Below are 26,268 nucleotides of genomic sequence, written 5' to 3'. Positions count from 1 at the left end.
AATTCTTTTAAAACAGCCCTTAAATCAGCCTGGATGCATATTTTCTGATGACCGTACGTACCCGTATCGCACCGTCGCCAACCGGTGATCCGCACGTAGGCACCGCCTACATCGCCCTGTTTAATATGGCTTTCGCCCGTCAGCACGGTGGCGAATTTATCCTGCGTATTGAAGATACCGATCAGACCCGCAGCACCGCAGAATCAGAACAGATGATTCTGGACTCACTGCGCTGGCTGGGACTGGAGTGGGCGGAAGGCCCTGATAAGCCGGGTCCCCATGGCCCTTACCGGCAGAGTGAGCGGGGCGAGATCTATGCTAAATACACCCAGATCCTGCTGGATAATGGCACCGCCTTTAAATGCTATCGCACCGCTGAAGAGCTGGACCAACTGCGTAATCAGCGTCGTGAACAGGGCCTGCAAAGCGCGCTGAAAGAGAGCGATCTGGCCTTGCCAGCAGAGGAAGTGGCGAAGCGTGAAGCAGCGGGCGAGCCCTATGTTGTGCGTATGAAGGTGCCGGAAGAGGGCGTCTGCGTCTTTGATGATATGCTGCGTGGCTCTATCGAAGTAGACTGGGCGCAGGTTGACTGTCAGATTCTGATGAAATCCGATGGCATGCCTACCTACCACCTGGCTAACGTAGTCGATGATCACCTGATGGAGATCACCCACGTACTGCGAGGAGAGGAGTGGATCAACTCTGCACCTAAGCATCAGTTGCTGTACAGCTACTTCGGCTGGGATATGCCAAAGCTGTGTCATATGCCGCTGCTGCGTAACCCGGACAAGTCCAAGCTGTCTAAACGTAAGAACCCAACCAGTATCATCTATTATCAGCGCATGGGCTATATGGCTGAAGCGCTGATCAACTACCTGGCGCGCATGGGCTGGTCGATGCCGGACGAGCGTGAGAAGTTCTCGATTGAAGAGATGATCGCAAACTTCGATATCAACCGTGTCTCCCTGGGTGGCCCGATCTTTGATCAGGAGAAACTCAGTTGGCTGAACGGTCTGTGGATCCGCGAAGAGCTGAGCGATGAGCAGTTCGCTACGGCGTTCCAGCAGTGGGCGCTGAACCCGGAATATCTGATGCAGATTATTCCGCTGATCAAACAGCGGGTGGAGAAGTTTTCCGATGTCGCGCCTGTGGCGGGCTTCCTGCTCTCCGGTATGCTGCCGATCACTGAGGAGAGCTTTACCCACAAGAGTCTGCAGAAAGATGATATTCGCCGTATCCTGCAGTTTGCCTCCTGGATGCTGGACACTGAGCAGAACTGGAATAAAGACCATCTGTTTGCCCAGTGCAAAGCGCTGGGTGATGCGATGGGCTATAAAGTGCGTGACTTCCTGTTTCCACTGTTTGTCGCTATCGCTGGCACCAGTGCCAGTGTCTCGGTAGTAGATTCCATGCAGATCCTCGGCCCGGACATGAGCCGTGCCCGGGTACGTCATGCTCTGGACACCGTTGGTGGCCCTTCCAAGAAAGAAGCCAAGCGTTGGGAAAAAGAATACCGCGAGCTGGCTGAAGCCCTGAACTGATCAGGTTGCTCTGTATACGAAAAGCCCTGCACTGCAGGGCTTTTTACGTTCAATTCTCCTATGAAAATGTGATGATTAATATAGAAACCTAAAGAGCTCTTCCCGGTGCTCTCGGTGTTCTCTGTGGTTATGAATTATTGGCACCACCGAGAACACGAGGACACAGAGAAAGAACAGAAACTATTGAGCTCTATCGGCGCGAGACGCGCCTCCTACGGTGTTGATTTCTTTTTGCACCACAGAGAACACCGAGGGCACAGAGAAAGATCAGATGAGTGTAGGGCCTGCTAAAGGGGCTCCTACAAGGGAGGATTCCGGACTGTGCTCTTTCAGACTACGGACTTCGGACTTCGGACTTCGGACCTCAGACCTCGAATCCCCCGTCGCAAATTATCGATATGATCTGCATCGGTCAGCGACCTGTTGAATCAGAAAGAACCGCTAAAATAACCGTTTAAAAATCAACACTGTTTGACGAGAAAAATAGTCAACTTCATTGCTTGACAGACAACGGGGTCGCCATTAATATAGCCGCCACTTGGTTTTGGGGCCTTAGCTCAGCTGGGAGAGCGGTTCGCTGGCAGCGAACAGGTCAGCGGTTCGATCCCGCTAGGCTCCACCAATTCCTTCCTCCTCGATAGAGGACATCATCAGACCAGCACTTTGCTGGTTTTTTTGTATCTGAAATGTCTTTTATCTTTTTCGGCCCCTATTGTTTCTGATCTGTATCAAGTCGGTTTAACCAGCTCGATGAAAGGCAATCTGTCGCTCAAATTTCCCTGTGAGCCGAATATTAACTATAATTGGCTCTTATTGTGAGCCGAATAGAGCGATTAATCGGCTCATAGCGTGGTTATGTGATCGATCAACTGGAAATAGTTGAGCAGATAAATATCACGCTTACTCAGAGGTGACAGATGTCCCCAACAGATGATCATACCTATTCACATCAGCATATCTGGATCTGGCAACAGCCAGACTGGCCTGAGTTCAGGTGGGATGATAAAGCCCTTAGCGCCAGCCTGCGTGAAGTACATCAGCTTCAGGGCCGGTTGCTGGGTAAAATCGATACGGTGGCTGACGAGAGTTCTGCTGCCAGCCAGTTGGATGCACTGTTACAAAATATAGTGCAATCATCCGCTATCGAGGGCGAGCATCTCAATGCCGCTTCGGTGCGCTCTTCGCTCGCACGCCGACTAGGTGTTGATGACGCAGGCCTCACACCGGTAACTGCTCAGAGCGAGGGACTGGCTGAGCTGCTATTGGATGCCACGCAGGATCATCAGCAGCCATTAACGATGGAGCGCCTGTTTCAGTGGCATCGTTATCTGTTTCCACAGCCCGCAGAGGGGGAATACCGCCTCGTTAATATCCGTGTTGGCGAACTACGTGGTGATGCTACCATGCAGGTCGTCTCAGGGCCTGTAAGCAGACAAGTGGTACACTTTGAAGCGCCGCCTAAACAAGCGGTCGGGGAGGGTTCAGCTAACCTGGATGAACAGCTAAATACACTTCTCGATTGGTTAGAATCCAGCCGAACCGATAGTGAATTAGACCCAATCCTTCGAGCTGCGCAGGCTCATCTATGGTTTGTTACCCTGCACCCGTTTGATGATGGTAATGGCCGTCTGGCGAGGGCTGTCAGTGATTATGCTCTGGCCCAGGCAGAGAACCAGTCAGTGCGTTTCTACGCCATGGCCGCCAGTATTATGGAAAAACGGCAGGCGTATTATCAGATTCTTGAATCGACCCAGAAAGGCGATGTCGATATTACCCCGTGGATGCGTTGGTTTTTAGACACCTTTAAGCACACGTTAGAAACGGCATTGGCGCGTATCGATCTGGTGATGCAAAAAGCCCGCTTCTGGCAGGTTCATAGTCAGGACGGACTGAATACACAGCAGACTAAAGTGCTGAACCGGCTATTAGATGCAGGCCCCGGTGGTTTTGAAGGGCATCTGAACGCCAAAAAATATATGGGCATAGCAGGTGTATCCAAGGCAACTGCGACCCGGCATCTTGCGGATCTTCTGGGGAAAAACTGCCTGAAAAAGCTGGAAGGGGGAGGGCGCAGCACCCGCTATGATATTAACTGGCCGTAGGTCAGTTGGCAGAAATCCAGAGACGGTTTTAACCAGATATTGTCTTTCAGAGCGGGTTGATAACATGGCTCTGATAACGATCTTCATCAAAGAGCTTTCCCCATCTCATCTGTCGGGTAATTCATTGCTGCTGATAGACTACGAGATAGAGTACATGTTATAGATAATTTCAGAATACCATGGATGTACAGCAGAGCCTGATAAATGCGACAGGCATAATGTGTAGAAGGATTTATGACTGAAATTATTCCTACCCTCAAAAAACAGACGTTCAGCCGGAAGGCCTCCGGCGAGACTCGTTTTACCCCACGCCCCAAAGATTTATTAGAAGACGATTATCTTTGCCAGCTTGACCTTTCTGTGAATAAGGTGCGGCGTTGTCACGTTTCTATAGAGCTTCAACCCAGTCAGGGGGATTTTGTTTTTAGACGGCGAAGGCTGAAAACTGGCCGCCCGGAAAGACCTTATCCCAGAGCTGCCTGTATGCCCAGCGTGGGGATGATAACGGTACACACTTCTGTCTATCTCCAGCAGCGTTGAAACAGTGTTGAGTCGCGCGTTGTGGATCTTTCAGGTTAGGTTAGCTAAACACATATCGATATAGGATTTCAGGGACGATGGAACAACTCAGTGATCTTAAAGCAATACTGCACTCTAAACGCGCCAATATTTATTACCTGGAAAAATGCCGGGTAATGCAAAAAGATGGCCGTGTTCTCTATCTCACCGAAGCCAAAAACGAAAACCAGTACTGGAACATTCCTATCGCCAACACCACCTGCCTGCTGTTAGGCACAGGAACTTCCATCACTCAGGCGGCGATGCGCATGCTGGCTTCGGCAGGCGTAATGGTCGGCTTTTGTGGTGGCGGTGGCACGCCATTGCTGATGGCGACCGAAATAGAGTGGTTAACGCCACAAAGCGAATATCGTCCGACTGAATACCTTCAGGGGTGGATGCAGTTCTGGTTTGATGACAATAAGCGCCTCATCGCCGCGAAGCAGTTTCAACAGGCTCGAATCAGCTACCTACAAACGTTATGGAGTAAAAACCGTGACTTAAAAGCGGAAGGCTTTAATAGTGCCGACATCCAACCCGCTCTGGATAACTGCCTCGCTAAAATATCAGCCGCTAACCAAGTAACCCGCTTGCTGCAAGCCGAAGCCGAACTCACTAAACAACTCTATAAATATGCCGCTCGCTCAACCAACTACGGTGATTTCACCCGCGAGCGTGAAGCAATAGACACCGCAAACGCTTTTCTGAATCACGGCAACTACCTGTCCTATGGTTTGGCAGCCACCACGCTTTGGGTGTTAGGCATACCCCATGGCTTTGCCGTCATGCATGGCAAAACACGCCGGGGCGCTTTGGTATTTGATATCGCCGACCTGATAAAAGACGCCATCATCCTGCCCTGGGCCTTTATCTGTGCCAAAGAAAAAGCGACCGAGCAAGAATATCGTCAGCAATGTCTGCAAGCCTTTACCGACCATAAAGCATTAGAGTTTATGTTTGATCAGGTGAAAGGTATCGCGTTGAAGCAAGATTGGGAGTAATAGGGGGAGGATCTAGCCCTCCCCCTATTACTAAGCTGCCTGTTCGGCAGTTAAGACATTAAGGTTGGTTTTATTATTTCTAAGCTACCTGTTCGGTAGAAGTTGAATCATACATATTATTGAGAGAATTATAAATATATTTAAAGATGGTTTTATTAGGTTGCATAGAGTTGGTTGAATTTTAATCTATAGCCATTCCTGATGGGAGAGGCCTGGATGTTATTTTTTAAACTTGTTCGGAGAGTCATATTACGGCTGGTGAGAATGGGTCGTAATTTTCTGGTAAAGCTCTCTATTGAAGAGCGTATACAGATAATGATGCTGCTGAGGAAAATCATCGATTTGGTCATGGCTTGTTTGAAATGATCTTGAGGAGCTTCAATCATGATGGTCACCTTTGTTTCTCAATGCGAAAAGAAAGCGCTGGCGCGCACCCGACGAGTGCTGGATGCGTTTGCGGATCGTATTGGCGATAACACCTGGCAAACTATCATTACGCAGGAAGGGCTATTGGCGGTTAAAAAACTGCTACGTAAAACCGCGAGTAAAAGCACAGCGGTAAGTTGTCATTGGATACGCAGTCGCTCCCGCTCTGATCTGGTGTGGGTGGTGGGGAATAAAAGAAAGTTCAATGAGCTTGGCCAGGTGCCAGTTAATAGCACACATAAAGCATTTTCCATTAACCATGATGAAACAAAGTGGGTTCACGCGCACAGCATTCAGATTATCGCTGTTCTATCTGGCCTTCTGCATGATATTGGCAAGGCGACAATTGGTTTTCAGAATAAATTACTGAATAACAGTGGCAAGAATATGGGTGATCCCTATCGTCACGAATGGCTTTCCCTAAGGCTGTTTCAGGCAATGATTTATGGCTGTAAAACCGATGACGAATGGCTAACCCGATTAATGGATTTTGACGGTTTTACGCGGGATAATCCTGAGTGGAGAGAACAGTTACCAAATGACTCTGAAGAAGGCGATGCAAAGTCTAAAAGACTAGACTATCTCCCCCCTTTAGCAAAGCTGGTTGCCTGGCTGATTGTTACTCACCACCGTATGCCCACTTTCTTGCCATCACGCTATGAGACAAGAAATCGCCAGTCAGAACAACGCAATGCCCAAGAATGGGGTGACGAGTTAGATGTTGATGAGTTTTTCGCCAGCATAGAGCCGTTTGATAAGTGGGTTAGAAATGAAAAGCTGCCGAATAATCAAGATTTTTGGCGTTTAAAAGACGTCATAATGGCAAGCAAAAGCTGGCAAAAAGGCGTCCGTCGCTGGGCCAGAAAAGCGCGTGACTGTGCACCGTTACGAGTGCTCGCAACGCAAACCATATCCGACCCACTATTTATGAATCTTGCGCGGCTGTGTTTGATGTTGGCCGATCATAATTACTCCAGCCTCCCCAATGGCGAAGACAGAAGACGAGTAAAAGGGGATGCCGACTTTTTAGCTAAACTGGCCGCTAACACTGATAAAAACCGTCAAGTAAAACAAGCACTGGATGAACACCTTATAGGCGTTGGCGAATTTGCCAAAAGAGTCGCACTTGAAATCCCCATGCTAGTGCAAACATTACCAAGCCTGTCGGATAAGCTTAAAGCATTTACTGAGCAAACCAGGCATCCTGTTTACTCATGGCAAAACGGCGCATTTGCGCTGGCACAGAAGTTACAACCTCTAGCCCAGGATCAAGGGTTCTTTGGGGTAAATATGGCGTCAACGGGGCGCGGGAAAACATTAGCTAATGCCCGAATTATGTATGCCTTAGCTAACCCGGAAACCGGTGCGCGTTTCACTATCGCTTTAGGGTTGCGTGTGCTGACATTGCAAACGGGACAAGCATTGCGCCAGCGACTTTCTCTGGATGAGGATGATCTGGCGGTACTCGTTGGTGGTTCTGCTAATCGTATGCTTTTTGACCTGGCACAAACTGAACGAAACAGCATGACGTTTGAAGATCAGGGCAGTGAGTCGCTAGAAGAACTATTAGATAAAAGTGAATGGGTTGATGGCGATATTTTACCTGATGAATTCGGTACGCTGATATCCGACCCTAAAACTCGGCAGTTGCTCTATGCACCTGTAGTAAGCTGTACGGTTGATCACATTATGCAGGCATCGGAATGCGTCAGAGGCGGAAGATACATCGCTCCAACTCTTCGTCTGCTGACCAGTGATTTAGTGTTAGACGAACCAGATGATTTTGATCAGTCGGATCTGCCTGCGCTGTCGCGCTTAGTTCACATGGCTGGCCTGTATGGGAGTAAGGTGTTGTTATCCTCAGCTACCCTGACGCCTGATCTGATTGCGGGATTATATCAAGCCTATGCGGCGGGTCGAAAAATCTGGAATAGCCATATGGGGATTCATCCGGGTTTACCCATCTGTTGTGCCTGGTTCGATGAATATAAACAACAGCAGGTAATTTGTGCGAACGTCGATCAATACACAACAGCCCACCTAGAGTTTGCACAAAAACGAGCGAAAGAACTTGGTAAGCAACGGCCAAGGCGTCATGCAGAAATACTGCCTCTTGATCTGCCTCCACCGCCAGAGAATGAAAAAGTTGATATGCATGCACTGGCTGCTGAGGTAGTAAACGGCGCGATTCAACTACACCGGAATAATTCAGAAACCTGCCCTAAGACTGGAAAAAAAGTCAGTATCGGTTTGGTGCGCATGGCGAATGTGAAACCTATTATTGGGTTAGTTCGCGCTCTTTATCAACAAGCCGGTTTTGATACCGATACGCAGATTCATCTTTGTTGCTATCACGCGAAACAGTTATTGATATTAAGGGATGCCCTGGAGAGACAACTCGACCGGATTCTGACCCGTGTTGAGCCTAACGCCATCTTTTCACACAAAGAGATACAAACTGCGATAGGTACCAATCCCGCCAAGCATCAAATCTTTATTGTCGTGGCCAGTCCTGTGGCTGAGGTAGGGCGAGATCATGATTATGACTGGGCAATTGTCGAACCGTCGTCGATGCGATCTCTTATTCAACTGGCAGGCAGAGTATGGCGTCATCGTCCCGATAACGTAGCTGACAAACCCAATATGCTGATTTTGGATAGAAATATTCTTGCTCTGAAAGGGAGTGAATTGGCGTTTGTCCGGCCTGGTTTTGAGAGTAGGGATTTCGTCCTGAGCAGTCATTTTTGTCGGGATTTAATTAGCGCAGACCAACTGGCCAATGTGGATTCAGTAGCAAGAATCGTGCGTTCTAACGAGTTGCAACCAACAGAGAGTCTGGCCGATTTAGAGCATGCTGTAATGCAAAAACTGCTTAACAATCGCGATAACTTCGTAAGTGCCTTTTGGCGCGAAAATAACGGTAATCGCGCGTCGGCACATTTGCAAAAAATCAGTCCATTTCGTGCCAGTGATGGTCCTCAGGATGATTTTGTATGCTTGCCGGTGACAGATGATCCAAGCGGCTACAAATTCACATACGCAGAAGACGCATGGGAAGACCTTAATCACTGCACATTTCAGAGCAAGAAGATCCGCTTTGCGGAGTTTAGTCCTGACAACGACAGGGTATCACCGTGGCTGACAACCGAGTTAGATGAGGTGCTGCAAGAGCTGGCAGATAAACGGGATGAGTCTAATGTATCCCGCATTGCCTGGCAGTTTGCCTCGGTCTCTCTGGAAAATCGTGAAGACCGCATCTGGTGGTATCACCCGTGGTTAGGATTCTGGCAGTGAGTTATTCACTGATATTGAAAAATACATTTTTGGAAAATGAGTACACAAGGAGTGCTTATGGAAACCATAACGGAAGGGCAAGTGAAAGCCACGGTTCTGCGTTTTTTAAAAACGCAGTGTGATAAAAAACTCGAGCCAGAATTAAAAGCGTTAGATAAGTTAGACGCTGCCAATGATGCGGAAAAAATCGCCTCGTTGCAGACTAAGATCACCGCGACTCAAGCCAGATATGAGCTAGAAAACTGGATGCCGGATGCTGCCCATAGAATGGCGAAGCAGCTATATTTTGGTACACACATTTCAAAGGGGATTCATCCAGATTCTAAGGGTGATAACTTAAACTTTGATACGTCACCCCCTCTGCCAGACGGTATTGTTGGTTCGCAAACGTTGAGTGAATTGCCGCTAGATGCAAATGGCAATGCTGCTGCCTTGCCACTCGCGACTTTTTTTGAGGAAGAAGTAGAGGCGGGCAATGGCGTAAAACTGCGAACATTGATTCAGTCACAACACCCAGCGGTGGAAGGTGCATTTAGCTCGAATGCTGAGTTGTCTGCCGAATATGCCAGCAGCTTCAAAGCGGCATTAGATAATGTGATAGACGAACCGATAACTTACGAGCGTAATAAGCAATTGCTGTGGCCATTGAATAATGCGATTGCCGATGATGCTTATGTTGCCGTGGTGCCGCTGTATCCGTCTGCGTTGACGAGTCAGGTGTTTCAGAAAATAAATCATTCACGGTTTAGTGAAGAAAATAAACTGGCACGAGAAAATAGAAAAAAGAAGAGCGTAGAACAGCAGCCTTATCGGTCGATACCAGATATCGCCATTATTCGTCTTGGCGGTACTAAGCCCCAGAATATAAGCCAGTTAACCAGTAAGCAGAGCGGGCGTAGCTATTTACTCTCTTCAATGCCCCCCAGCTATGACACTAAGTCGCAATACCGTATTACAAAATCACAGACATCATTATTTGATGTGCGGCTTGTGCAGTGTTGTGGCGTAGGACTTAGCCAGCTTTATCAGGTGATTTCAGAGTTTAGAAGAACCATAGACGTGCGTGATAGTCGGAAAGATGCACTGGACTTAATTCTCGCGAGTATTTTTGTGTTGGCTGAACACATTCAGCAAACCTATACACCGGGATGGAGTAAAGACTATCAACTCAGCATGCATGAAAAATATTGGTTAGATCCGTATAGAGCAGACTTAGAAGGTGAGGAAGACTTCGCTGAAAACAGATTGTCCAGCGACTGGCAAGCGACCATCGTTGATCAGTTTTCGTTATGGATTAACGCTCGCCTTCAAAAGCGATTTAAAAACCTTGCTAAGGATTTTGGTGATGCGCAATACATAGAGTGGCAACGAGAAATAGAGGATGCCATTAAAAGTAGCTTGCGCTCAGGGAAGGAGATATTTGCATGAGTAATCCAAGTCATTACCTATTGTTAGACCGCATTGAAATTGAAAACGCGAATGCGATATCAAGCCCTCTCACGTATGGATTTCCGGCCATCTCCGGCTTTCTTGGCGCGGTTCATGCGCTCAATCGAAAATTAGTGGAAGCAGGTATTACGCTTGATTTGTCTGGTGTATTAATCGCCTGTCATGATATTCAGGTGCAGCGTTATCGCCCGCATGCTTATGCTGATTACAGCTTCAATCAGTCGCGTAACCCGATCAAAAAAGATGGTAAGACCGCTTCCATTGTTGAAGAGGGGAAAGTGCACCTGACAGTCAGCTTGGTTGTAGAGGTGTCTGCCAGTCGAAAAGAAGCCAGAGATATAGATGATGATATCGACAACATCGAAGAGCGTTGTCGGCAAATAATCTTTCAACAGCGCATGGCAGGGGGCAGCGTAAGAGCGATTAAGCAGGTTCGTTTTTTCAATACCAGTGATGGTGAGCAGATTAAACGGTCGTTATTACCAGCATTTGTATTAATGGATGCAAAGAAAGATTTAGTCGATATTACCCGTACTTTGCAAGAATCAAACCCCGAGGCCAATAGCCTGGATGCCTTAATTGAAGTGGCAACGTTGCATCATGTGCCGGTTGACACAAAAGTCAGCAAGAGCGGTTGGAAAACGCGAAGCCCTAAAACCGGCAGGGGCTGGTTAGTGCCTATGCCGGTTGGTTATCAGGCATTAAATCCGAAGTTCGATCCAGGGCAGTTGCAGAATTGTCGCACTGTCGATTACCCAAGCCATTATGTTGAAGCCCTTTATAGCTTAGGCAAATGGTTGTTCCCAAATCGTTTACCCAATGATCTATCAAGCTGCTTTTGGCGCTACAGTCAAAGCGACAACCTTTATCTTATGACCCAAACCAGTAATGGTCTTCAAGGAGAGTAACCATGACATTAAAAACCGCTAGCGTATTAGCTTTTGAGCGCAACTTAGATATTTCAGACGCTTTTTTCTGGCAATTTGATAGTCACTCAAAAACCACGGAATTAAAACCGGTAGGTATTCAAACTAAATCGGTACGAGGCACCATCAGTAACAGACAGAAAGCAGCTATTGCTAATGATCCGGCAAAATTGGATGCAGAGATCGAAAAGGCTAACCTACAAACGGTAGATGTTGCTGCATTAGATCACGATTGCGACACGCTATTAGTAAAATGGAGTTGTAAGGTTTTACCTTTTACTGGCAAGCCAAGCGTCTGTAATGACCAGGATTATCAAACTAAATTACTCGAAGTCGTAAATAGTTATTTAACGGAACAGGGTGTTGCTGAACTCTCCCGTCGCTATGCTGCAAACATCGCCAATGCGCGTTGGTTGTGGCGCAACCGTTTAGGTGCAGAAACAATTAAAGTAACGGTATCTTTATCGGCTAATGGTGACGACTCTGTTGCGGAAATAGCCGATGCAAAAAAACTGTCACTGACGAATTTTGATGATGTTAATGCGGATGTTGCCAAAATATCAGCCTTCATCGAACAGGGTTTAAAAGGTGAGACGTTTGTCATTCTTTATGTCAAAGCAGAAGTGAAAGTAGGCTACGGACAAGAGGTCTATCCATCTCAGGAACTGGTGCTTGATACCGGTAAAACCAAAAGCAAAGAGCTTTACAAAAAGCATGATATCGCCGGTATGCACTCACAGAAAATCAGCAATGCTATCCGCACGGTTGACACCTGGTATCCCGATGCTCAATTCCCTGTCGCTGCGGAACCGTATGCTGCGGTGACCACTTTAGGTACAGCTTTTCGTCAGCCTAAACAAAAGCAGGATTTTTACAGCTTGTTTGATGGTTGGGTACTCAATGACACTAAGCCTGGTGTCGGGCAACAACATTACATTATGTCGGTACTTATTCGTGGTGGGGTTTTCGGGGCCAGCGGCAAGGAATAATGATTATGGATAGCTATTTTGAAATAAAAGCGATCCCCGATCCCGAGTTGCTGCAATCCGCTATCGTCGCACAGCTAATGCAAGCGTTACATGGGTTACTGCCATCCTATGAAGGGCGTGTAGGAATTAGTTTCCCGGCTTATGGCCAGGCGAGGGCATTAGGTGGAATTGTACGCCTGCATGGCACATCTGAGGATATGCAAAGGCTGCTTGAGCAGGCACGTGATGATTCTGTGCTGTCGAACTACGCCCTGATCACCGATGTCTTAATGGTTCCCGAAAAGGTGAAGGGCTATGCCTTGTATCGACGCAGGCACGTAAAGGGAGAAAGCGATATCAGGCGATTGGTAAAAAGGCATAAAGCACGGGGAACATGGAACGCGGAATTAGAGGAAGCGATATTTGCGAAATATCGACAACCTAAGAACTGTCCCCACGTTACGCTGAAAAGCTATACCACGGGGCAGCCAAAGTTCATGTTGTTTATAGAACAGGCGATGCAGGGTAAAGCGGTTGAAGGGGAGTTCAATGCTTACGGCCTGTCTAAAGGCGGCACCGTACCCTGGTTTTAACCCTTTAATTTTAGCTCTTTAAAAACTTGTTAAAAAACAGATAGTTGCAGAAAGCACTAAAATCATTGGTATTTTTACTAATATCGGGTTAAGTGTTTGATGCAGCTATTTTTTTCTGCGTTATACTTCAGTTCACTGCCGAGCAGGCAGCTTAGAAATGTTATTTCTGCTATTCTCGCTGATATTCTATGTTCACTGCCGAGCAGGCAGCTTAGAAATATGGTAGTGAGATGCATTGGGCTGAGTTTGAGTTCACTGCCGAGCAGGCAGCTTAGAAAGATTACTAAACCATGCCTCTGTCCCGATGGTGGTTCACTGCCGAGCAGGCAGCTTAGAAAAGCGCTGTCAAAGCGCCAGCCAGGTTGCCAGCGTTCACTGCCGAGCAGGCAGCTTAGAAAGCTGAATATCTCTGTAATTCCGGTCACTTTATGTTCACTGCCGAGCAGGCAGCTTAGAAAAATACTGACCATCAGCCGACCAGATACGGCCAGTTCACTGCCGAGCAGGCAGCTTAGAAACAACTAAGCGCCGCCCCGTTCAAGGCTTTCATGTTCACTGCCGAGCAGGCAGCTTAGAAAAATAGAACCGGGTTATGTTTATAGCTACGCTGGTTCACTGCCGAGCAGGCAGCTTAGAAATACGTACTCAAATAGCAGATCAATCGCACCAGGTTCACTGCCGAGCAGGCAGCTTAGAAATATCAACCCCATCCCACCCATTCCCAGCAAACGTTCACTGCCGAGCAGGCAGCTTAGAAAACACCCGGAATTCAAGCACACCACCCCGAGTGGTTCACTGCCGAGCAGGCAGCTTAGAAAGGCGCTGGACAGGCCTGATGATGTCCGTAAGCGTTCACTGCCGAGCAGGCAGCTTAGAAATGACTACACTGCTATTCTCAACTATCAGTCGCGTTCACTGCCGAGCAGGCAGCTTAGAAAGTCAGACGCTCAAGCATTTCTTGTCTCGTCATGTTCACTGCCGAGCAGGCAGCTTAGAAATGCCGACCGGCTTTATCAGCCAGTCAGTAGGAGTTCACTGCCGAGCAGGCAGCTTAGAAAGCACCGCCGTTCAACGACATATAGTACGTATCGTTCACTGCCGAGCAGGCAGCTTAGAAAAGGTGGCGGAATGTTACGGTCTTGCTGATGACGTTCACTGCCGAGCAGGCAGCTTAGAAAGTTTGTAGGTGAAGGCAGCCCGGGTGGTTTGCGTTCACTGCCGAGCAGGCAGCTTAGAAAAACACCAGCTTATAGCCCTGCAGCTGTTCGCCGTTCACTGCCGAGCAGGCAGCTTAGAAAGCCCGGTTCTTTACGCAGAGCAAGGCGTGTTCGTTCACTGCCGAGCAGGCAGCTTAGAAAATACTGCGCAGTTGCTCTTCTCGTTCGATCTGGTTCACTGCCGAGCAGGCAGCTTAGAAAAGAAAATGACATCGGAGGGCGGAAAATTCTACGTTCACTGCCGAGCAGGCAGCTTAGAAACCCGGCATCTTTGAAGGACATTATGCATGCAGGTTCACTGCCGAGCAGGCAGCTTAGAAATTATATCCTCCGGGCTACTCAAGCCCAGCTTAGTTCACTGCCGAGCAGGCAGCTTAGAAAAGACTTCAGAGCTGTTTGACTACAGTGGTAACGTTCACTGCCGAGCAGGCAGCTTAGAAATGACGCCGCGCAGAGTATGAACCATCGTAATTGTTCACTGCCGAGCAGGCAGCTTAGAAACCACACCTCAACCGATTGAGGCGCTTTAAATGGTTCACTGCCGAGCAGGCAGCTTAGAAAAAAACCCTGCTCAATCAATCGAGCCGCAGCCTGTTCACTGCCGAGCAGGCAGCTTAGAAATCACACTGGCCACTTACCCGGATTGCCTCTGCGTTCACTGCCGAGCAGGCAGCTTAGAAATGAAAAAAGGTGGCTATAAAACGTTTTTGACGGTTCACTGCCGAGCAGGCAGCTTAGAAATGGATTAAGACGGCCCCCAATATCAAATATAGGTTCACTGCCGAGCAGGCAGCTTAGAAAAGTTTCGCGTGTGAAAGCCAAATGTCCGCCCAGTTCACTGCCGAGCAGGCAGCTTAGAAAAATGCAAGCCCGCCCGGGTGGGCGGGTGATGAGTTCACTGCCGAGCAGGCAGCTTAGAAAAAGCAAACCGTTTACCAGCCGCATTGAGAGCAGTTCACTGCCGAGCAGGCAGCTTAGAAATCTGCGACAATCTCAGAGCAACGGGCCGCGATGTTCACTGCCGAGCAGGCAGCTTAGAAAGTTCAATTTCTTCAAGCCATTTTTCCATCCACGTTCACTGCCGAGCAGGCAGCTTAGAAACCGTTTTCGTTAGTGAAAAACACCTGGTACGTGTTCACTGCCGAGCAGGCAGCTTAGAAAAAGCCACAATTCACGTTGGTGCATTGCAGATAGGTTCACTGCCGAGCAGGCAGCTTAGAAAATGAGGCGTTTATAAGGCCGCTGCTGGCTGGGGTTCACTGCCGAGCAGGCAGCTTAGAAATCCCCGAATCCCTGCACCAGCTCCAGCATGCAGTTCACTGCCGAGCAGGCAGCTTAGAAAAGCAAGCCGGTAGCATTTGTTGACTCAAAAGGGTTCACTGCCGAGCAGGCAGCTTAGAAATCAGGATATTAATTACTCTGGATATCGCCCAGGTTCACTGCCGAGCAGGCAGCTTAGAAACCTACCGGGAGACAAAGGTACTCCCTCCACTCGTTCACTGCCGAGCAGGCAGCTTAGAAATTGCTTGCCCGGTATGCTGCATAAGCCGCAACGTTCACTGCCGAGCAGGCAGCTTAGAAAGAAAGCACCACTGCGAGTCAGGCTACTGATTTGTTCACTGCCGAGCAGGCAGCTTAGAAAAAGATAACCCGCAACTTTAACGAAGGTCTCCCGTTCACTGCCGAGCAGGCAGCTTAGAAAACCCGTAAAGCGGCGCTGGTATTGCGGCGCAAGTTCACTGCCGAGCAGGCAGCTTAGAAAGCATTGAGAGAGATCAGCGAAGTTTCACTGTTGTTCACTGCCGAGCAGGCAGCTTAGAAAAGACCCTGAATAGCCCCATCAACCCCAGGGTTGTTCACTGCCGAGCAGGCAGCTTAGAAAAACCGGCGAGCTTTCTGCGATCATAACTGAGGGTTCACTGCCGAGCAGGCAGCTTAGAAAGTAACCGCTGGTTCTGATACCGGGTTTTCTACGTTCACTGCCGAGCAGGCAGCTTAGAAAAGTTGCTGCTGGATAACCAGCCGGGGGATGAAGTTCACTGCCGAGCAGGCAGCTTAGAAAAATGATTGAAGTCAGTAGAGGAGATAAGTTTTGTTCACTGCCGAGCAGGCAGCTTAGAAATCAACAGCCTGGTGAAGCAAGAACACGGCGAAGTTCACTGCCGAGCAGGCAGCTTAGAAAACCAGTTGTGGGGGTTACTGGCGAGACCGTCGGTTCACTGCCGAGCAGGCAGCTTAGAAATACAAGATTATTTCAGACCCCGGAAAGTATTTGTTCACTGCCGAGCAGGCAGCTTAGAAATGTCCAAAATCAGGCATTCGGCTGATGAAGTTGTTCACTGCCGAGCAGGCAGCTTAGAAAAGCAAACCCAGCTTTAACGCGGTGGCCCGTAAGTTCACTGCCGAGCAGGCAGCTTAGAAAAGAGTATTCCAGCGGCAATGACCGTCTGTAGTGTTCACTGCCGAGCAGGCAGCTTAGAAAGATCAATCATATTGAAAATATGGTCACTGGCGGTTCACTGCCGAGCAGGCAGCTTAGAAATGCCCATCGTGTTGATAGAACCATTCAGCAACGTTCACTGCCGAGCAGGCAGCTTAGAAATCCCCAGCTTCGGCTTTATGTGAATGACTCATGTTCACTGCCGAGCAGGCAGCTTAGAAATGGGCGCTCAAATACTTTCCGGGGTCTGAAATGTTCACTGCCGAGCAGGCAGCTTAGAAATATCGCCGCGAGCACTGCTTCGGCAATCAAACGTTCACTGCCGAGCAGGCAGCTTAGAAAGCAGGAACGGAGAGTTCTATCCATGAGAATTCGTTCACTGCCGAGCAGGCAGCTTAGAAAAGAACCATAACCTACAACGGCATGCTTCATTCGTTCACTGCCGAGCAGGCAGCTTAGAAAAAGGCCACAACTCACGTATTCTGTCGATGGTGGTTCACTGCCGAGCAGGCAGCTTAGAAAATTTCATGCCGGGGCGGTTTTATCGCCTGCGAGTTCACTGCCGAGCAGGCAGCTTAGAGAATGCTTATCGCCACTGCAAGCGGCTCCTACACTATGTGCTTTTCTCTGTGCTCTCTGTGTCCTCGGTGGTAAATACGCTTTTGAGTGGTGGTGTTTTTGTGCGAGGTGCGCCTCGCGCCGATTGCAGCTAAAAGTAATCGCGACGGGGTACCCAGAGGGCATGCTAACGTCGCTCCCACAGGTAACGACTGAGCATCGCGACGAGGTAACCAGAGGGTTGAGTTTGATCAGTGTTTTCTGCCGAACACGACTCCAGGGATGGAGGAGGTAGAACGAAGCAGGCAGCTCGAGTCGAGGCCGCTTAGAGAATGCTTATCGCCACTGAAAGCGGCTCCTACACATGTGCTTTTCTCTGTGCTCTCTGTGGCCTCGGTGGTAAATATGCTTTTGAGTGGTGATGTTTTTGTGGGAGGTGCGCCTCGCGCCGATTGCAGCTCAAAGTAATCACTCCCACAGGTACGACTGAGCATCGCGACGAGCTACCCAGAGGGCTGAGTGTGATCAGTGTCTTAGACCGCTACCATGTCAAGGTAGGGGAATAGAAGCGGCTTTCAGAAGGTATGCTGGTGTACTCAAAATGGCGTCATGAAACGAACTAATGTGTTGGAAGCAGTATAAACTTAGTTCTCAATCTAAACGTAAAACCTCTGTTCCTGGGGAGCGTGAGGTTTTATCTGATAGACTTCAACTGTTGCACTGTCTCGCTGGACCGCACTTTCAGGCCGCTGATTATTATCATGGAAACTCCGGGTTTTAGTATTAACAGCCATCGTCAGATGGATCATCAATGTTGGGCGGACCATAGTTGTGGGTTTGCAGCGCGTCTTGTTGTGTTGCTGTTAGTGCTGTTGATCAGTACCTTTTGTCAGGCTCAGCCGCTGATTCATCTGTCATCCAGCATGGCGGATGTCAGCACCGGGATGAGCGTTCGCTATCTGGAAGATGCCGACCATGCTTATACGCTGGAACAGGTGCGCCGCGAGCCGCAGGCTTCTCGTTTTGCGCCGCTGCCGGATGGTAAGAGTAACTTTGGTGTCAGTGGCTCCGGTTTCTGGTTGCGTATTGATCTGAAAAACAGTGGTGACGAGCCTCTGGTATCGCTGCTGGAAGTCGTTCACCCCCACTGGGATCATGTGACTTTCTATACTGATGGTGGCGCAGTTCAGAGCGGTGGTGATCACCTTCCAATCGCTAATCGTGCCGTTGCTGCAGAGAGCAACCTTTACCCTGTAACGACACCATCCGGGGGCGTGCAGAGGGTATGGGTGCATCTCTCATATAATCAGCCGGGGCTGGCTGAGACCAAGTTGTCCCTGTGGACGCCTGATGAGTTCGCCCAGCATTATGCCAAGCGTTATTTTCTTATCGGGTCTTTCATCGGTATGGGCGTTCTGGTGGTGTTTTATAATCTGCTTATCGGTTACTCCACCAGAATGCCCGAGTATATCTGGTATACCCTGTATATTATGGCGGCGATGATGGCTCTGCTGGCCAATACCGGCCTGGGTTATCGTTACCTATGGCAGGGAAGTACAGAGTTTGTTGATTTAGCGCCGATCCTTTTTTCATTGCTGACGCTGGTGTTGGCAACCCAGTTTACCCGCAGTTTCCTGAATACCCGAGGGTCACAGAATATTGACCGGCTGCTGCAATCCCTGTTTGTTTTCGCTGCACTGGCGATGCTCTGCTATCTGTTTGGTGAGCGCGGATATGCGTTAAAACTTACGCTGCTGTATGCGCTGGCGACGGTACTGTTTCCACTGATCGGTATCTGGCGATATAAAAAGGGCAGGAGCGATGCCCGGTTTTATGTGCTTGGCTGGAGTGTCTGGAGTCTGGCAATGCTTATCGCGGTGACGCGCAATGTTGGCCTTATCCCCGCTGATTTTGTCACCAACTTTTCACCACCACTGGGTTTCTGTATCGAGGGTGTGCTGCTTTCCCTGGCACTGGCAGACCGGATTAATTATCTGAAACAGCAAAAAGAGGCGGCTGAATTGCTGCATATTACTCATCTGCAGCAGGAGCAGGAAGAGCTTGAACGGCTGGTGTCAGAACGTACCGCTGCACTGGAACAGGCGATGAAGCAGGCTGAGTTGCTGGCGCAAACCGATTCACTGACCGGGGTTCTGAACCGCAGAGCCTTCTATGAGCTGGGTGAGAAAGAGCTTGAGAGAGCCCGACGTTATCAAACACCCCTGGCGGTGGTGATGATCGATCTGGATATGTTTAAGCAGATCAATGATAACCACGGCCATGCGACGGGGGACAGGGTGCTGATTGCGGCCATCAATTTATTGCAGACGCTGACGCGTTCCGCTGACCTGTTTGGGCGCATCGGTGGTGAGGAGTTTGCACTGCTGATGCCGCAGACCCATCTGCATGAGGCTGCAGAATTGGCTGAACGGTTGCGGGCGGCACTCGAGGGGCTGGAAGTCTGTGTTGCTGCGTTGACGGTCAGGGTAACGGCCAGCTTTGGTGTGGCAGCTATTGATGTGTCAAATGAATCACTGGCTGAAGCGATGGGACGGTCCGATGAGGCGTTGTACCGGGCCAAAGCCCATGGTCGTAACTGTGTTGAACTAGCGTCTGCTGCAACGATAAAAAACGCTGCACTTTCACAGACCCGAACATAAAACAGATTAACCACCCAGAGCACAGAGAATACCAAATAACGGGCACTTCTCCGTGTCCTCTGTGCTCTCTGTGGTAAAGCCTTATGCTATGTCTTTTCAGAGAGAAACATCCAGATATATGTGTACAGATCTATAGCATCCCGACATTAAGTTCGTAACCTGTAGCAGCTGCATCCTGCAGCGATCCGCTCTATGCCCGTACACCCAGAGGGCATGCTAAAGCGGCTCCCACAACAGTTGGCAGATCATCGATCATTGCAAAGTGGAGTTATCGCTTTAATCGTAGGAGCTGCATCCTGCAGCGATAAAAACCGCAGCACTTTCACAGACCCGAACATAAATCAGATTAACCACCGAGAAAACCAAATGACGGGCTCTTCTCAGTGTCCTCTGTGCTCTCTGTGGTAACGCCTAGTATTGTGTATTTAATCGCTTGAACCTGGAAGAGCTAAGGCGTGCGCCCTTTATTCAGTTTTTTCCCCAGTAGCAGCAACAGTGACGAGACCAGTTTTTCCCGGTAGCCCGCTTTTGATTCATCGGTGGGGATCGGTCGGCACAGGGCGGCGCACTGAATACCGATACGTGAGGTGGCGATACAGGCGCCGGCACCCTGCAGTGCCTTGGCGCCGATATTGAGGGCAGGGAAGTTGGACAGGTCGAGCATATCCAACCCGGTTTGGGACAGGCCGGAATAGGCGGTGCTTCTGCCAACCCGGTAGAGCACTCGCATGCGATTACCCACGTTTGGCCGGATGCCATAGGTGTCTGAGATCTCTTTGATCATGATGCTGGTGCGCCACAGGGTGAGCAGAGCATCCAGCGAGGGCATCGGGCTGGCGGCCACGGCTAAGCCGGTTTGCACACTGTGCTTGCGGATAATGTTTTCGACCCGCTTATCCAGAGGTTCGATAAAGAGTGTCTCCAGGTGTCGCAGCCGTTCGGCATCATCGAGATAATCCGGCATTAAACTGAGCGCCTTATCGAGCTGTTTTTCCTGTGGCGTATCGGTGTAGAAGCTCACCAGACTGTCGACAAACGGGGTGATCTTCTGACTGTTCTGCTGTTGCTGTAACGCCCGCGCTCTCTTTTGAAACTCCGCTATCTTGTCGATATCGTTGCTACCCCGGGCCCATTTGAACAAACCAATCCCCGATATCAGGATCAGCACTGCCAACACGGCTGATACGGCGACACCAAAGGCCCAGTGAAGCGCAGATGCGTTGTTGATCATCGAGATCAGGTCGTTAATCAGCGTCAGGCCGAATACACCACCCAAACCGATGGTGATCAGTTTCATCGTTCTGGAAAAGAGCGGCTGAGGGTGACTATTCCAGCTGACCGGGCCGGTGTTGCTGGGTGGGTATTCAATCTGTTCAGACTCAATCGAGTCGGGAATCATGCCCTCCAGATCGGTTTCCGATATTTTGAAGGTGCGCGGGATGCGGGTATCGCCATCCTGTTGAGATTTTATCGACATATATCACCCATTAAATTGTGCAGCACCTCATCCATACGGATGTGGGGTATCGCCTGGTCCTGATGGGCACGAATACCTTTCGGTGGCTTCAGTTCTGGTAGTTTCCAGTCTATGAACGCAGCAAACTCTGCTTCAGAGGGGATGTGATCAGGAATCCGGGGGTTAACAAAACCAATGGCTTCACCTTCAGTCGAGATCCCTTTGAGGATCTCCTCATTTCCCTGTGTCTGTGCATGGGAAGAGCGCACCGAAGCCACCGCTTCCACCCGCAGGTCAGCCTGTGCCCCCTGAATTCGTTCGAGGGACTTTCGCACAATACAGCTGAGCAGGTGGCGGACATTATCGTGATCCTGCGACACAACCTGATCTACCTTGGTGGCGGCATAGAGCACTTTTTCGATCCGCGAACGGAACAGTCCGCCGTTGTATTCGAAGCTTTCACCAATCGCTTCCAGCGCATGCATCATCTCGTGGAGATAGGGTTCGCCACCGTGCAGCACATTGAGGACATCGACCAACACCACCTGACGGTCGATTGGTTCGATAAACTCTTTGAAAAAGGGCTTTACGATATCCGACTTGTAACGCTCGAATATCGCTTCTAACTGCTTAAAGTTGCTGTTTTTACCGGCACTCTGCAACTGCGCTTCACTATAACCGGCACAGGCGATCAGGGGCACGAAATGCAGTGCAGGATGACCGGCCTGGGTGCCGGGTTCTATAAATCGTCCCGGTTGAATAATGGTCAGTGGCGGCGACTGTTTTTTGCAGGCGTGCAGGAAATCGATATAGATGGCGCGCTGAGTTTCGATGGTCGCCGGGTTATAGTCAGCAAACGGGTCAAGCTGTTTAAGCGACGCCTGTGGGTTATCACTAAAGCCACTTCGGGGCGCCCGCGACAGCTGCTTTTCGACCAGGACACACCAGTCGCGAAAGCTCATCTTCAGCAGTGGCAGGTCGACCAGCCACTCTCCCGGATAGTCTCTCAGTTCAATAAAAACACTTTTCGAGGTTTTTCTTCCAAACCAGCCCTGGTCTGCCAGTTTGATTTCCAGTAGCACGCCACTGATATCCCGGGTCGGCACCGGCCACTGGGGAGAACTTCCCGACAGACTGTCCACCGCCTGCTCATAATCAAAGCGGGGCAGATAGCGGTTTTCCAGCGGATGCTCTGTCACCTGGATAATCCTTTTTTTTAACCAGGGGGAGAAACCACCCAGCCGCGAGTTTTTCGCGCCATGCTGTTTAAGCTGGTTGATCAGGCTGGTGATAAAGGTTGATTTACCGCTGCGGCTCAGCCCGGTAATGCCGATACACACCCGATTCTGTATCGCCCGATTGATCAGGGTTTTCGCATCATCTGTCACATGGTGTAGCTTTTTTAAATAATCCGACTGTCCGTTGTTAGACATAGTGTTTCCAGGTTCTGCGTAAAAAATTGATCAACCGGTGTGGTTTTGCTGCAAAGAGCTGTATTCACCTATATGGCCGTGGTTAGCCCTCATTTCAAGGTCTGACCTGAAACAACGTCTTACTTGCAGCAACGCCTGAGGCTGGAGAGGTATTTGTAGCGCGCATCACTCGTTAGTCAAACAGATTACCGCGGTAATCTGCACAGTTACACCCGTGATATCAGGCACTACACAGCGATGATACTGACGACCATCAGCGCTGAATCACTGGTGTGCCTGCAGACCTGGAGGTTGTCCGCTTTACTCAGTCCTTTGATACGTTGCTGCTATTGCGGATATTGGCGGTGCGAAGTCGCTGGATGATGGTCAGCACTAATACCGACAGCGTCAGGATCAGGGTGACACTATTGGCAAGCAGTACCGGCATATCCTGGATAACAAAGCCGTAGATAACCCAGAGCAATACACCGAGAGTAAATATTGAGTACATGGCAACAGAGATACCGGCGGTATCTTTGCTTTTTAATATCTGCACCACCTGGGGCACGAAGGAAGCGGTTGTGCAACAGGCGGCTGAGATGCCGATGAATGAAGTTATATCCTGCACGGTTGGCCCCAGGTCAGAGTATCTGGTTGAATTCCAGCTTTTCGCCATCCGGCCCGCGGATCGCAAAGTACTGGCAGCCGTTTTTCCAGAAATCCAGATGGATGGGGGCCGTTTCGATAATATCTTCTCCGGCGGTTTTCATCTCGTCAAAGGCTGCCTGAATGTCGGTGACGGAAAAGGCGATATGATCCACAGTGCCATCGCGTCTGTTTGCGATCTCTTCCAGCTGGCTTTGCGGCAGCTGATAGAGTTCGATGATGACCCCGGCTCTTTGCATCATAATCGCGGTGGTTTCGCCATCGCCTTCCGGGAAGGTTTTCTCCATGACAGCGGTAAAACCAAGGCGATGGTAGAAGGTGATAGAACGCTGGATATCGGTGACCGGAATGCCGATATGTTGCAGGCCGTTAAAATTGTTCTCAAGCAGTATTTTCATCGTGGTTATGCCGTTTTTTTCTGTTTTGCTGTTGCCTGAGGAGTGATCGGTGCATTGCTTTTTGCAGCGGCAGGCTTTCGGGCAAAGTGCTGTTTAACCATCTGCATCAGGCCCTGAGTTGAGGCGTCGTATTCCGAACTTTTATTCTCAATATTGCGGCTGATCTCGGTTGCCAGCCGTTTACCCAGCTGTACACCCCACTGGTCAAAGGAGTTGATATTCCAGATTGCGCCCTGAACAAATACCTTATGTTCATAGAGGGCGATCAATGCCCCCAGGTTGTGAGGATTCAACTGATCCATCAGCAGTACATTGCTCGGTCTGTTACCGGGGCAACTGGCAAAGTCCTGGCGGTTATCTTTGGCATCGCCGTTCATAAACGCATTCGCCTGCGCCAGCATATTGGTGAGCAGGGCAAAGTGGTGGGCTTCGGTACCTTCATCGACCTGTAGCGAGGCGATGAAGTCGATCGGTACAAACCGGGTGCCCTGATGCAGTAGCTGGAAAAAGGCGTGCTGGCCATTGGAACCGGTCTGGCCCCAGACAATCGGCCCGGTGGCATAATCCACCGGATTACCCTCCATATCTACCGACTTTCCGTTACTCTCCATATCCAGCTGCTGTAGAAATGAGGGCAGTTGATGCAGTGCCTGATCATAGGGGATCACCGCCTGGGTTTCGGCGCCAAGGAAGTTGATATACCAGATGCCGATCAAAGCCAGAATCACCGGCATATTCTGATCCAGCGGCGCATGGAGAAAGTGCTGGTCCATCTCGAAGGCGCCCTCTAACAGTTCGATAAAGCGGTCGTAGCCGATGCTCAGGGCAATAGGCAGTCCGATACTGGACCAGAGGGAGTAACGTCCGCCGACCCAGGCCCAGAACTCAAAGATACAGTGCTCGCTCACACCAAATTCCATGGCAGCAGCTTTGTTGGTGGACACCGCGACAAAGTGTTTGCCCAGATCCGCCCCCGGGCAGTTGCTCTGTGCCAGAAACCACTGTTTTGCGGTGTTAGCGTTGAGCAGGGTTTCCTGAGTTGAAAAGGTTTTGGTGGAAACGATAAACAGGGTAGTCTCAGGATCCAGCCCCTTAAGAATCTTCTTGATATGTTGTCCATCGACATTAGAGATAAAGTGAAACTTCATCTCCGGGTGCTGATAGGGCAGGAGCGCCCGACAGACCATGTTGGGGCCAAGATCCGATCCGCCAATACCGATATTGACGACGTTACGAATACGCTTGTCGCTGTACCCTTTCCACTCACCACTGCGTACCTGATCGGTAAATGCCTGTAGTTTTTTCAGCCCCGCGCGGATCTCCGGCATCACATCCTGACCATTCACCACCACCGGTTCATCTCCCCGGTTACGTAACGCGGTGTGCAGCACCGGGCGCTTCTCGGTAACATTGATAATATCGCCGGAGAACATCTGCGCCTGGCGCTGGCGAAGCGGAGAGTGTTCGGCCAGTTTAATCAGGGTTTTGAAGATATCGTCGGACAGTCTGTTTTTAGAGTAATCCAGAAACAAGCCGCCCAGCTGCAGGCTCATCTTGTTAAAACGATCTGAGTCTGCGCTAAAGTAATCTGAAATCCGGTCATTTTCGGTTTGCAGGGCTAACTGCTCGAGTTTTTTCCAGGTGACAGAGGAGCTGAGAGTGTACATTGATGGCCTCGCGATATTTTATGCAACCGACGACATGCCGGGACCCGTTATCTGTGTCATTAGAACCGGGTGAGGTAAACCAGAAATGAACCGCTTCAGCGTGGTTTGTAATAATTGAAATTTTTATGGCGCATGTTTGTGTTATTTATACACTTATAAGAAGAATAAAATTGGAAACGTCTATGACAAACGCTGTCCAGCAAAAAATTTTGGTGGTCGATGATGAGATCGACATGCGGGAGTTGTTGCAGGATCTTCTGGAAGATAGCGGCTTCAGTGTCACCGCCGTGGCCGATGGTGGGGCGATGCGGCAGACGCTGGATACGGCTCCCTATTCGCTGATTATTCTTGATCTCAGGCTGAAAGGTGAAGATGGTATGCAACTGGCCCGGGAGGTGCGGGAACATTCCAGCATCCCGATTATGATGCTCACCGGCAAAGGGGATGAAACTGACCGGATTCTGGGGCTGGAGCTGGCCGCCGACGATTTTCTGATGAAACCATTCAACAACCGGGAGTTGCTCGCCAGAGTGCGGGCTATGTTGCGCAGAACCACCCAACTAAGCACTCCGGTGATACGTAAAGAGGATGCCTACAGTCACGAACGGTTGTCGTTTGATGGCTGGGTGATGGATCTGACCAGCCGGGAACTGACCGGCGTCGATGGTGAGCCGGTTTCACTCACCTACGGCGAGTATGAGCTACTGGAGATGTTTGTCCGCTCGCCTAACCGGGTGTTCAGCCGTGACCAGCTATTGGACGCGACCCGGGGGTTTGACTCAGATGTCTATGACCGTACTATCGATGTGCTGATTCTGCGGTTGCGCAGGAAGATTGAACCGAATCCGAAACAACCCTCCTATATCCGTACTGAACGGGGTGTGGGGTATATCTTTAATGCTTCAGTGATGCAGTGCTGATGGGGCATCGTGACAG

The 26,268-nt window shown here is 49.8% G+C and carries 16 protein-coding genes, 1 tRNA gene and 1 CRISPR repeat array; of the genes, 12 read left to right on the top strand and 5 right to left on the bottom strand.

Features of this window, described 5'->3' with window-relative positions:
* Positions 1–47 precede the first annotated feature (47 nt).
* The 11 genes from gltX (at position 48) to OCU43_RS14805 (ending at position 19,733) form a co-directional block, all read left to right on the top strand.
* Positions 48–1,541, top strand: coding sequence for a glutamate--tRNA ligase (gene gltX / locus OCU43_RS14855; protein ID WP_091356605.1), 1,494 nt, complete (start codon positions 48–50; stop codon positions 1,539–1,541).
* A gap of 546 nt (positions 1,542–2,087) precedes the next feature.
* A tRNA-Ala gene (locus OCU43_RS14850) sits at positions 2,088–2,163 on the top strand.
* Between the two features lie 295 nt (positions 2,164–2,458).
* The gene (locus OCU43_RS14845; protein ID WP_091356607.1) at positions 2,459–3,643 is read left to right on the top strand and encodes a Fic family protein; all 1,185 of its coding nucleotides are present in this window, start codon (positions 2,459–2,461) and stop codon (positions 3,641–3,643) included.
* A gap of 234 nt (positions 3,644–3,877) precedes the next feature.
* Positions 3,878–4,183, top strand: a complete 306-nt coding sequence (locus OCU43_RS14840) for a hypothetical protein (RefSeq protein WP_139203163.1) — start codon at positions 3,878–3,880, stop codon at positions 4,181–4,183.
* Positions 4,184–4,260: 77 nt separating this feature from the next.
* Positions 4,261–5,202, top strand: coding sequence for a type I-F CRISPR-associated endonuclease Cas1f (gene cas1f, locus OCU43_RS14835; RefSeq protein ID WP_091356609.1), 942 nt, complete (start codon positions 4,261–4,263; stop codon positions 5,200–5,202).
* Between the two features lie 384 nt (positions 5,203–5,586).
* Positions 5,587–8,922 carry a type I-F CRISPR-associated helicase Cas3f gene (cas3f, locus tag OCU43_RS14830; protein WP_091356614.1) on the top strand — a complete coding sequence of 1,112 codons (3,336 nt, stop codon included), beginning with the start codon at positions 5,587–5,589 and terminating at the stop codon, positions 8,920–8,922.
* 57 nt (positions 8,923–8,979) lie between these two features.
* Positions 8,980–10,350, top strand: a complete 1,371-nt coding sequence (gene csy1 / locus OCU43_RS14825) for a type I-F CRISPR-associated protein Csy1 (protein WP_175483482.1) — start codon at positions 8,980–8,982, stop codon at positions 10,348–10,350.
* Positions 10,347–11,279 (top strand): type I-F CRISPR-associated protein Csy2, encoded by a 933-nt coding sequence (csy2, locus tag OCU43_RS14820; protein WP_091356619.1) that lies wholly within the window; start codon positions 10,347–10,349, stop codon positions 11,277–11,279. The genes csy1 and csy2 overlap by 4 nt, the downstream gene beginning before the upstream one ends.
* A gap of 2 nt (positions 11,280–11,281) precedes the next feature.
* Positions 11,282–12,286 carry a type I-F CRISPR-associated protein Csy3 gene (gene csy3, locus OCU43_RS14815; protein WP_091356622.1) on the top strand — a complete coding sequence of 335 codons (1,005 nt, stop codon included), beginning with the start codon at positions 11,282–11,284 and terminating at the stop codon, positions 12,284–12,286.
* Between the two features lie 5 nt (positions 12,287–12,291).
* Complete coding sequence (cas6f, locus tag OCU43_RS14810; RefSeq protein WP_175483483.1) at positions 12,292–12,858, top strand: type I-F CRISPR-associated endoribonuclease Cas6/Csy4; 567 nt, start codon at positions 12,292–12,294, stop codon at positions 12,856–12,858.
* A gap of 130 nt (positions 12,859–12,988) precedes the next feature.
* Positions 12,989–17,097: a CRISPR direct-repeat array (repeat unit 28 nt; unit sequence GTTCACTGCCGAGCAGGCAGCTTAGAAA).
* A gap of 776 nt (positions 17,098–17,873) precedes the next feature.
* Entirely contained in the window at positions 17,874–19,733 is a 1,860-nt protein-coding gene (locus tag OCU43_RS14805; protein WP_091357128.1) for a sensor domain-containing diguanylate cyclase, read from the top strand.
* Between the two features lie 448 nt (positions 19,734–20,181).
* Here the strand turns inward: OCU43_RS14805 and OCU43_RS14800 are convergent, their stop codons facing one another.
* The 5 genes from OCU43_RS14800 to pgi all read right to left on the bottom strand — a co-directional run bounded on the left by OCU43_RS14800 (position 20,182) and on the right by pgi (position 25,332).
* Entirely contained in the window at positions 20,182–21,210 is a 1,029-nt protein-coding gene (locus tag OCU43_RS14800) for a YcjF family protein (RefSeq protein WP_091356627.1), read from the bottom strand.
* Positions 21,201–22,622: a YcjX family protein gene (locus tag OCU43_RS14795; protein WP_091356630.1), complete on the bottom strand. Its 1,422-nt coding sequence runs from the start codon at positions 22,620–22,622 to the stop codon at positions 21,201–21,203. Before OCU43_RS14795 ends, OCU43_RS14800 begins: the two co-directional genes overlap by 10 nt.
* 304 nt (positions 22,623–22,926) lie before the next feature.
* Complete coding sequence (locus tag OCU43_RS14790) at positions 22,927–23,229, bottom strand: SWEET family sugar transporter (RefSeq protein WP_245756530.1); 303 nt, start codon at positions 23,227–23,229, stop codon at positions 22,927–22,929.
* A 13-nt stretch (positions 23,230–23,242) separates the two neighbouring features.
* A complete protein-coding gene (locus OCU43_RS14785) occupies positions 23,243–23,665 on the bottom strand; it encodes a VOC family protein (RefSeq protein WP_091356635.1) in 423 nt (140 codons plus the stop codon).
* Between the two features lie 5 nt (positions 23,666–23,670).
* Complete coding sequence (pgi, locus tag OCU43_RS14780; protein ID WP_091356638.1) at positions 23,671–25,332, bottom strand: glucose-6-phosphate isomerase; 1,662 nt, start codon at positions 25,330–25,332, stop codon at positions 23,671–23,673.
* 182 nt (positions 25,333–25,514) lie between these two features.
* Here pgi and OCU43_RS14775 point away from each other — a divergent pair, with 182 nt between their 5' ends.
* Positions 25,515–26,252 (top strand): response regulator, encoded by a 738-nt coding sequence (locus OCU43_RS14775; RefSeq protein ID WP_091356642.1) that lies wholly within the window; start codon positions 25,515–25,517, stop codon positions 26,250–26,252.
* Positions 26,253–26,268: the final 16 nt, after the last annotated feature.

This window comes from Amphritea atlantica (genome assembly GCF_024347255.1).
GTDB classification, from domain to species: domain Bacteria; phylum Pseudomonadota; class Gammaproteobacteria; order Pseudomonadales; family Balneatricaceae; genus Amphritea; species Amphritea atlantica.
This window is presented reverse-complemented; position numbering and strand designations above follow the sequence as displayed.

What these genes read in the sequence shown, in the direction of transcription:
- OCU43_RS14785 (WP_091356635.1), bottom strand. Translation starts at nt 23,665, where the DNA reads ATGAAAATACTGCTTGAGAACAATTTTAACGGCCTGCAACATATCGGC.
- OCU43_RS14845 (WP_091356607.1), top strand. Translation starts at nt 2,459, where the DNA reads ATGTCCCCAACAGATGATCATACCTATTCACATCAGCATATCTGGATC.
- csy2 (WP_091356619.1), top strand. Translation starts at nt 10,347, where the DNA reads ATGAGTAATCCAAGTCATTACCTATTGTTAGACCGCATTGAAATTGAA.
- OCU43_RS14800 (WP_091356627.1), bottom strand. Translation starts at nt 21,210, where the DNA reads ATGTCGATAAAATCTCAACAGGATGGCGATACCCGCATCCCGCGCACC.
- OCU43_RS14840 (WP_139203163.1), top strand. Translation starts at nt 3,878, where the DNA reads ATGACTGAAATTATTCCTACCCTCAAAAAACAGACGTTCAGCCGGAAG.
- OCU43_RS14795 (WP_091356630.1), bottom strand. Translation starts at nt 22,622, where the DNA reads ATGTCTAACAACGGACAGTCGGATTATTTAAAAAAGCTACACCATGTG.
- gltX (WP_091356605.1), top strand. Translation starts at nt 48, where the DNA reads ATGACCGTACGTACCCGTATCGCACCGTCGCCAACCGGTGATCCGCAC.
- cas3f (WP_091356614.1), top strand. Translation starts at nt 5,587, where the DNA reads ATGATGGTCACCTTTGTTTCTCAATGCGAAAAGAAAGCGCTGGCGCGC.
- csy3 (WP_091356622.1), top strand. Translation starts at nt 11,282, where the DNA reads ATGACATTAAAAACCGCTAGCGTATTAGCTTTTGAGCGCAACTTAGAT.
- pgi (WP_091356638.1), bottom strand. Translation starts at nt 25,332, where the DNA reads ATGTACACTCTCAGCTCCTCTGTCACCTGGAAAAAACTCGAGCAGTTA.
- cas6f (WP_175483483.1), top strand. Translation starts at nt 12,292, where the DNA reads ATGGATAGCTATTTTGAAATAAAAGCGATCCCCGATCCCGAGTTGCTG.
- csy1 (WP_175483482.1), top strand. Translation starts at nt 8,980, where the DNA reads ATGGAAACCATAACGGAAGGGCAAGTGAAAGCCACGGTTCTGCGTTTT.
- OCU43_RS14805 (WP_091357128.1), top strand. Translation starts at nt 17,874, where the DNA reads ATGGATCATCAATGTTGGGCGGACCATAGTTGTGGGTTTGCAGCGCGT.
- cas1f (WP_091356609.1), top strand. Translation starts at nt 4,261, where the DNA reads ATGGAACAACTCAGTGATCTTAAAGCAATACTGCACTCTAAACGCGCC.
- OCU43_RS14775 (WP_091356642.1), top strand. Translation starts at nt 25,515, where the DNA reads ATGACAAACGCTGTCCAGCAAAAAATTTTGGTGGTCGATGATGAGATC.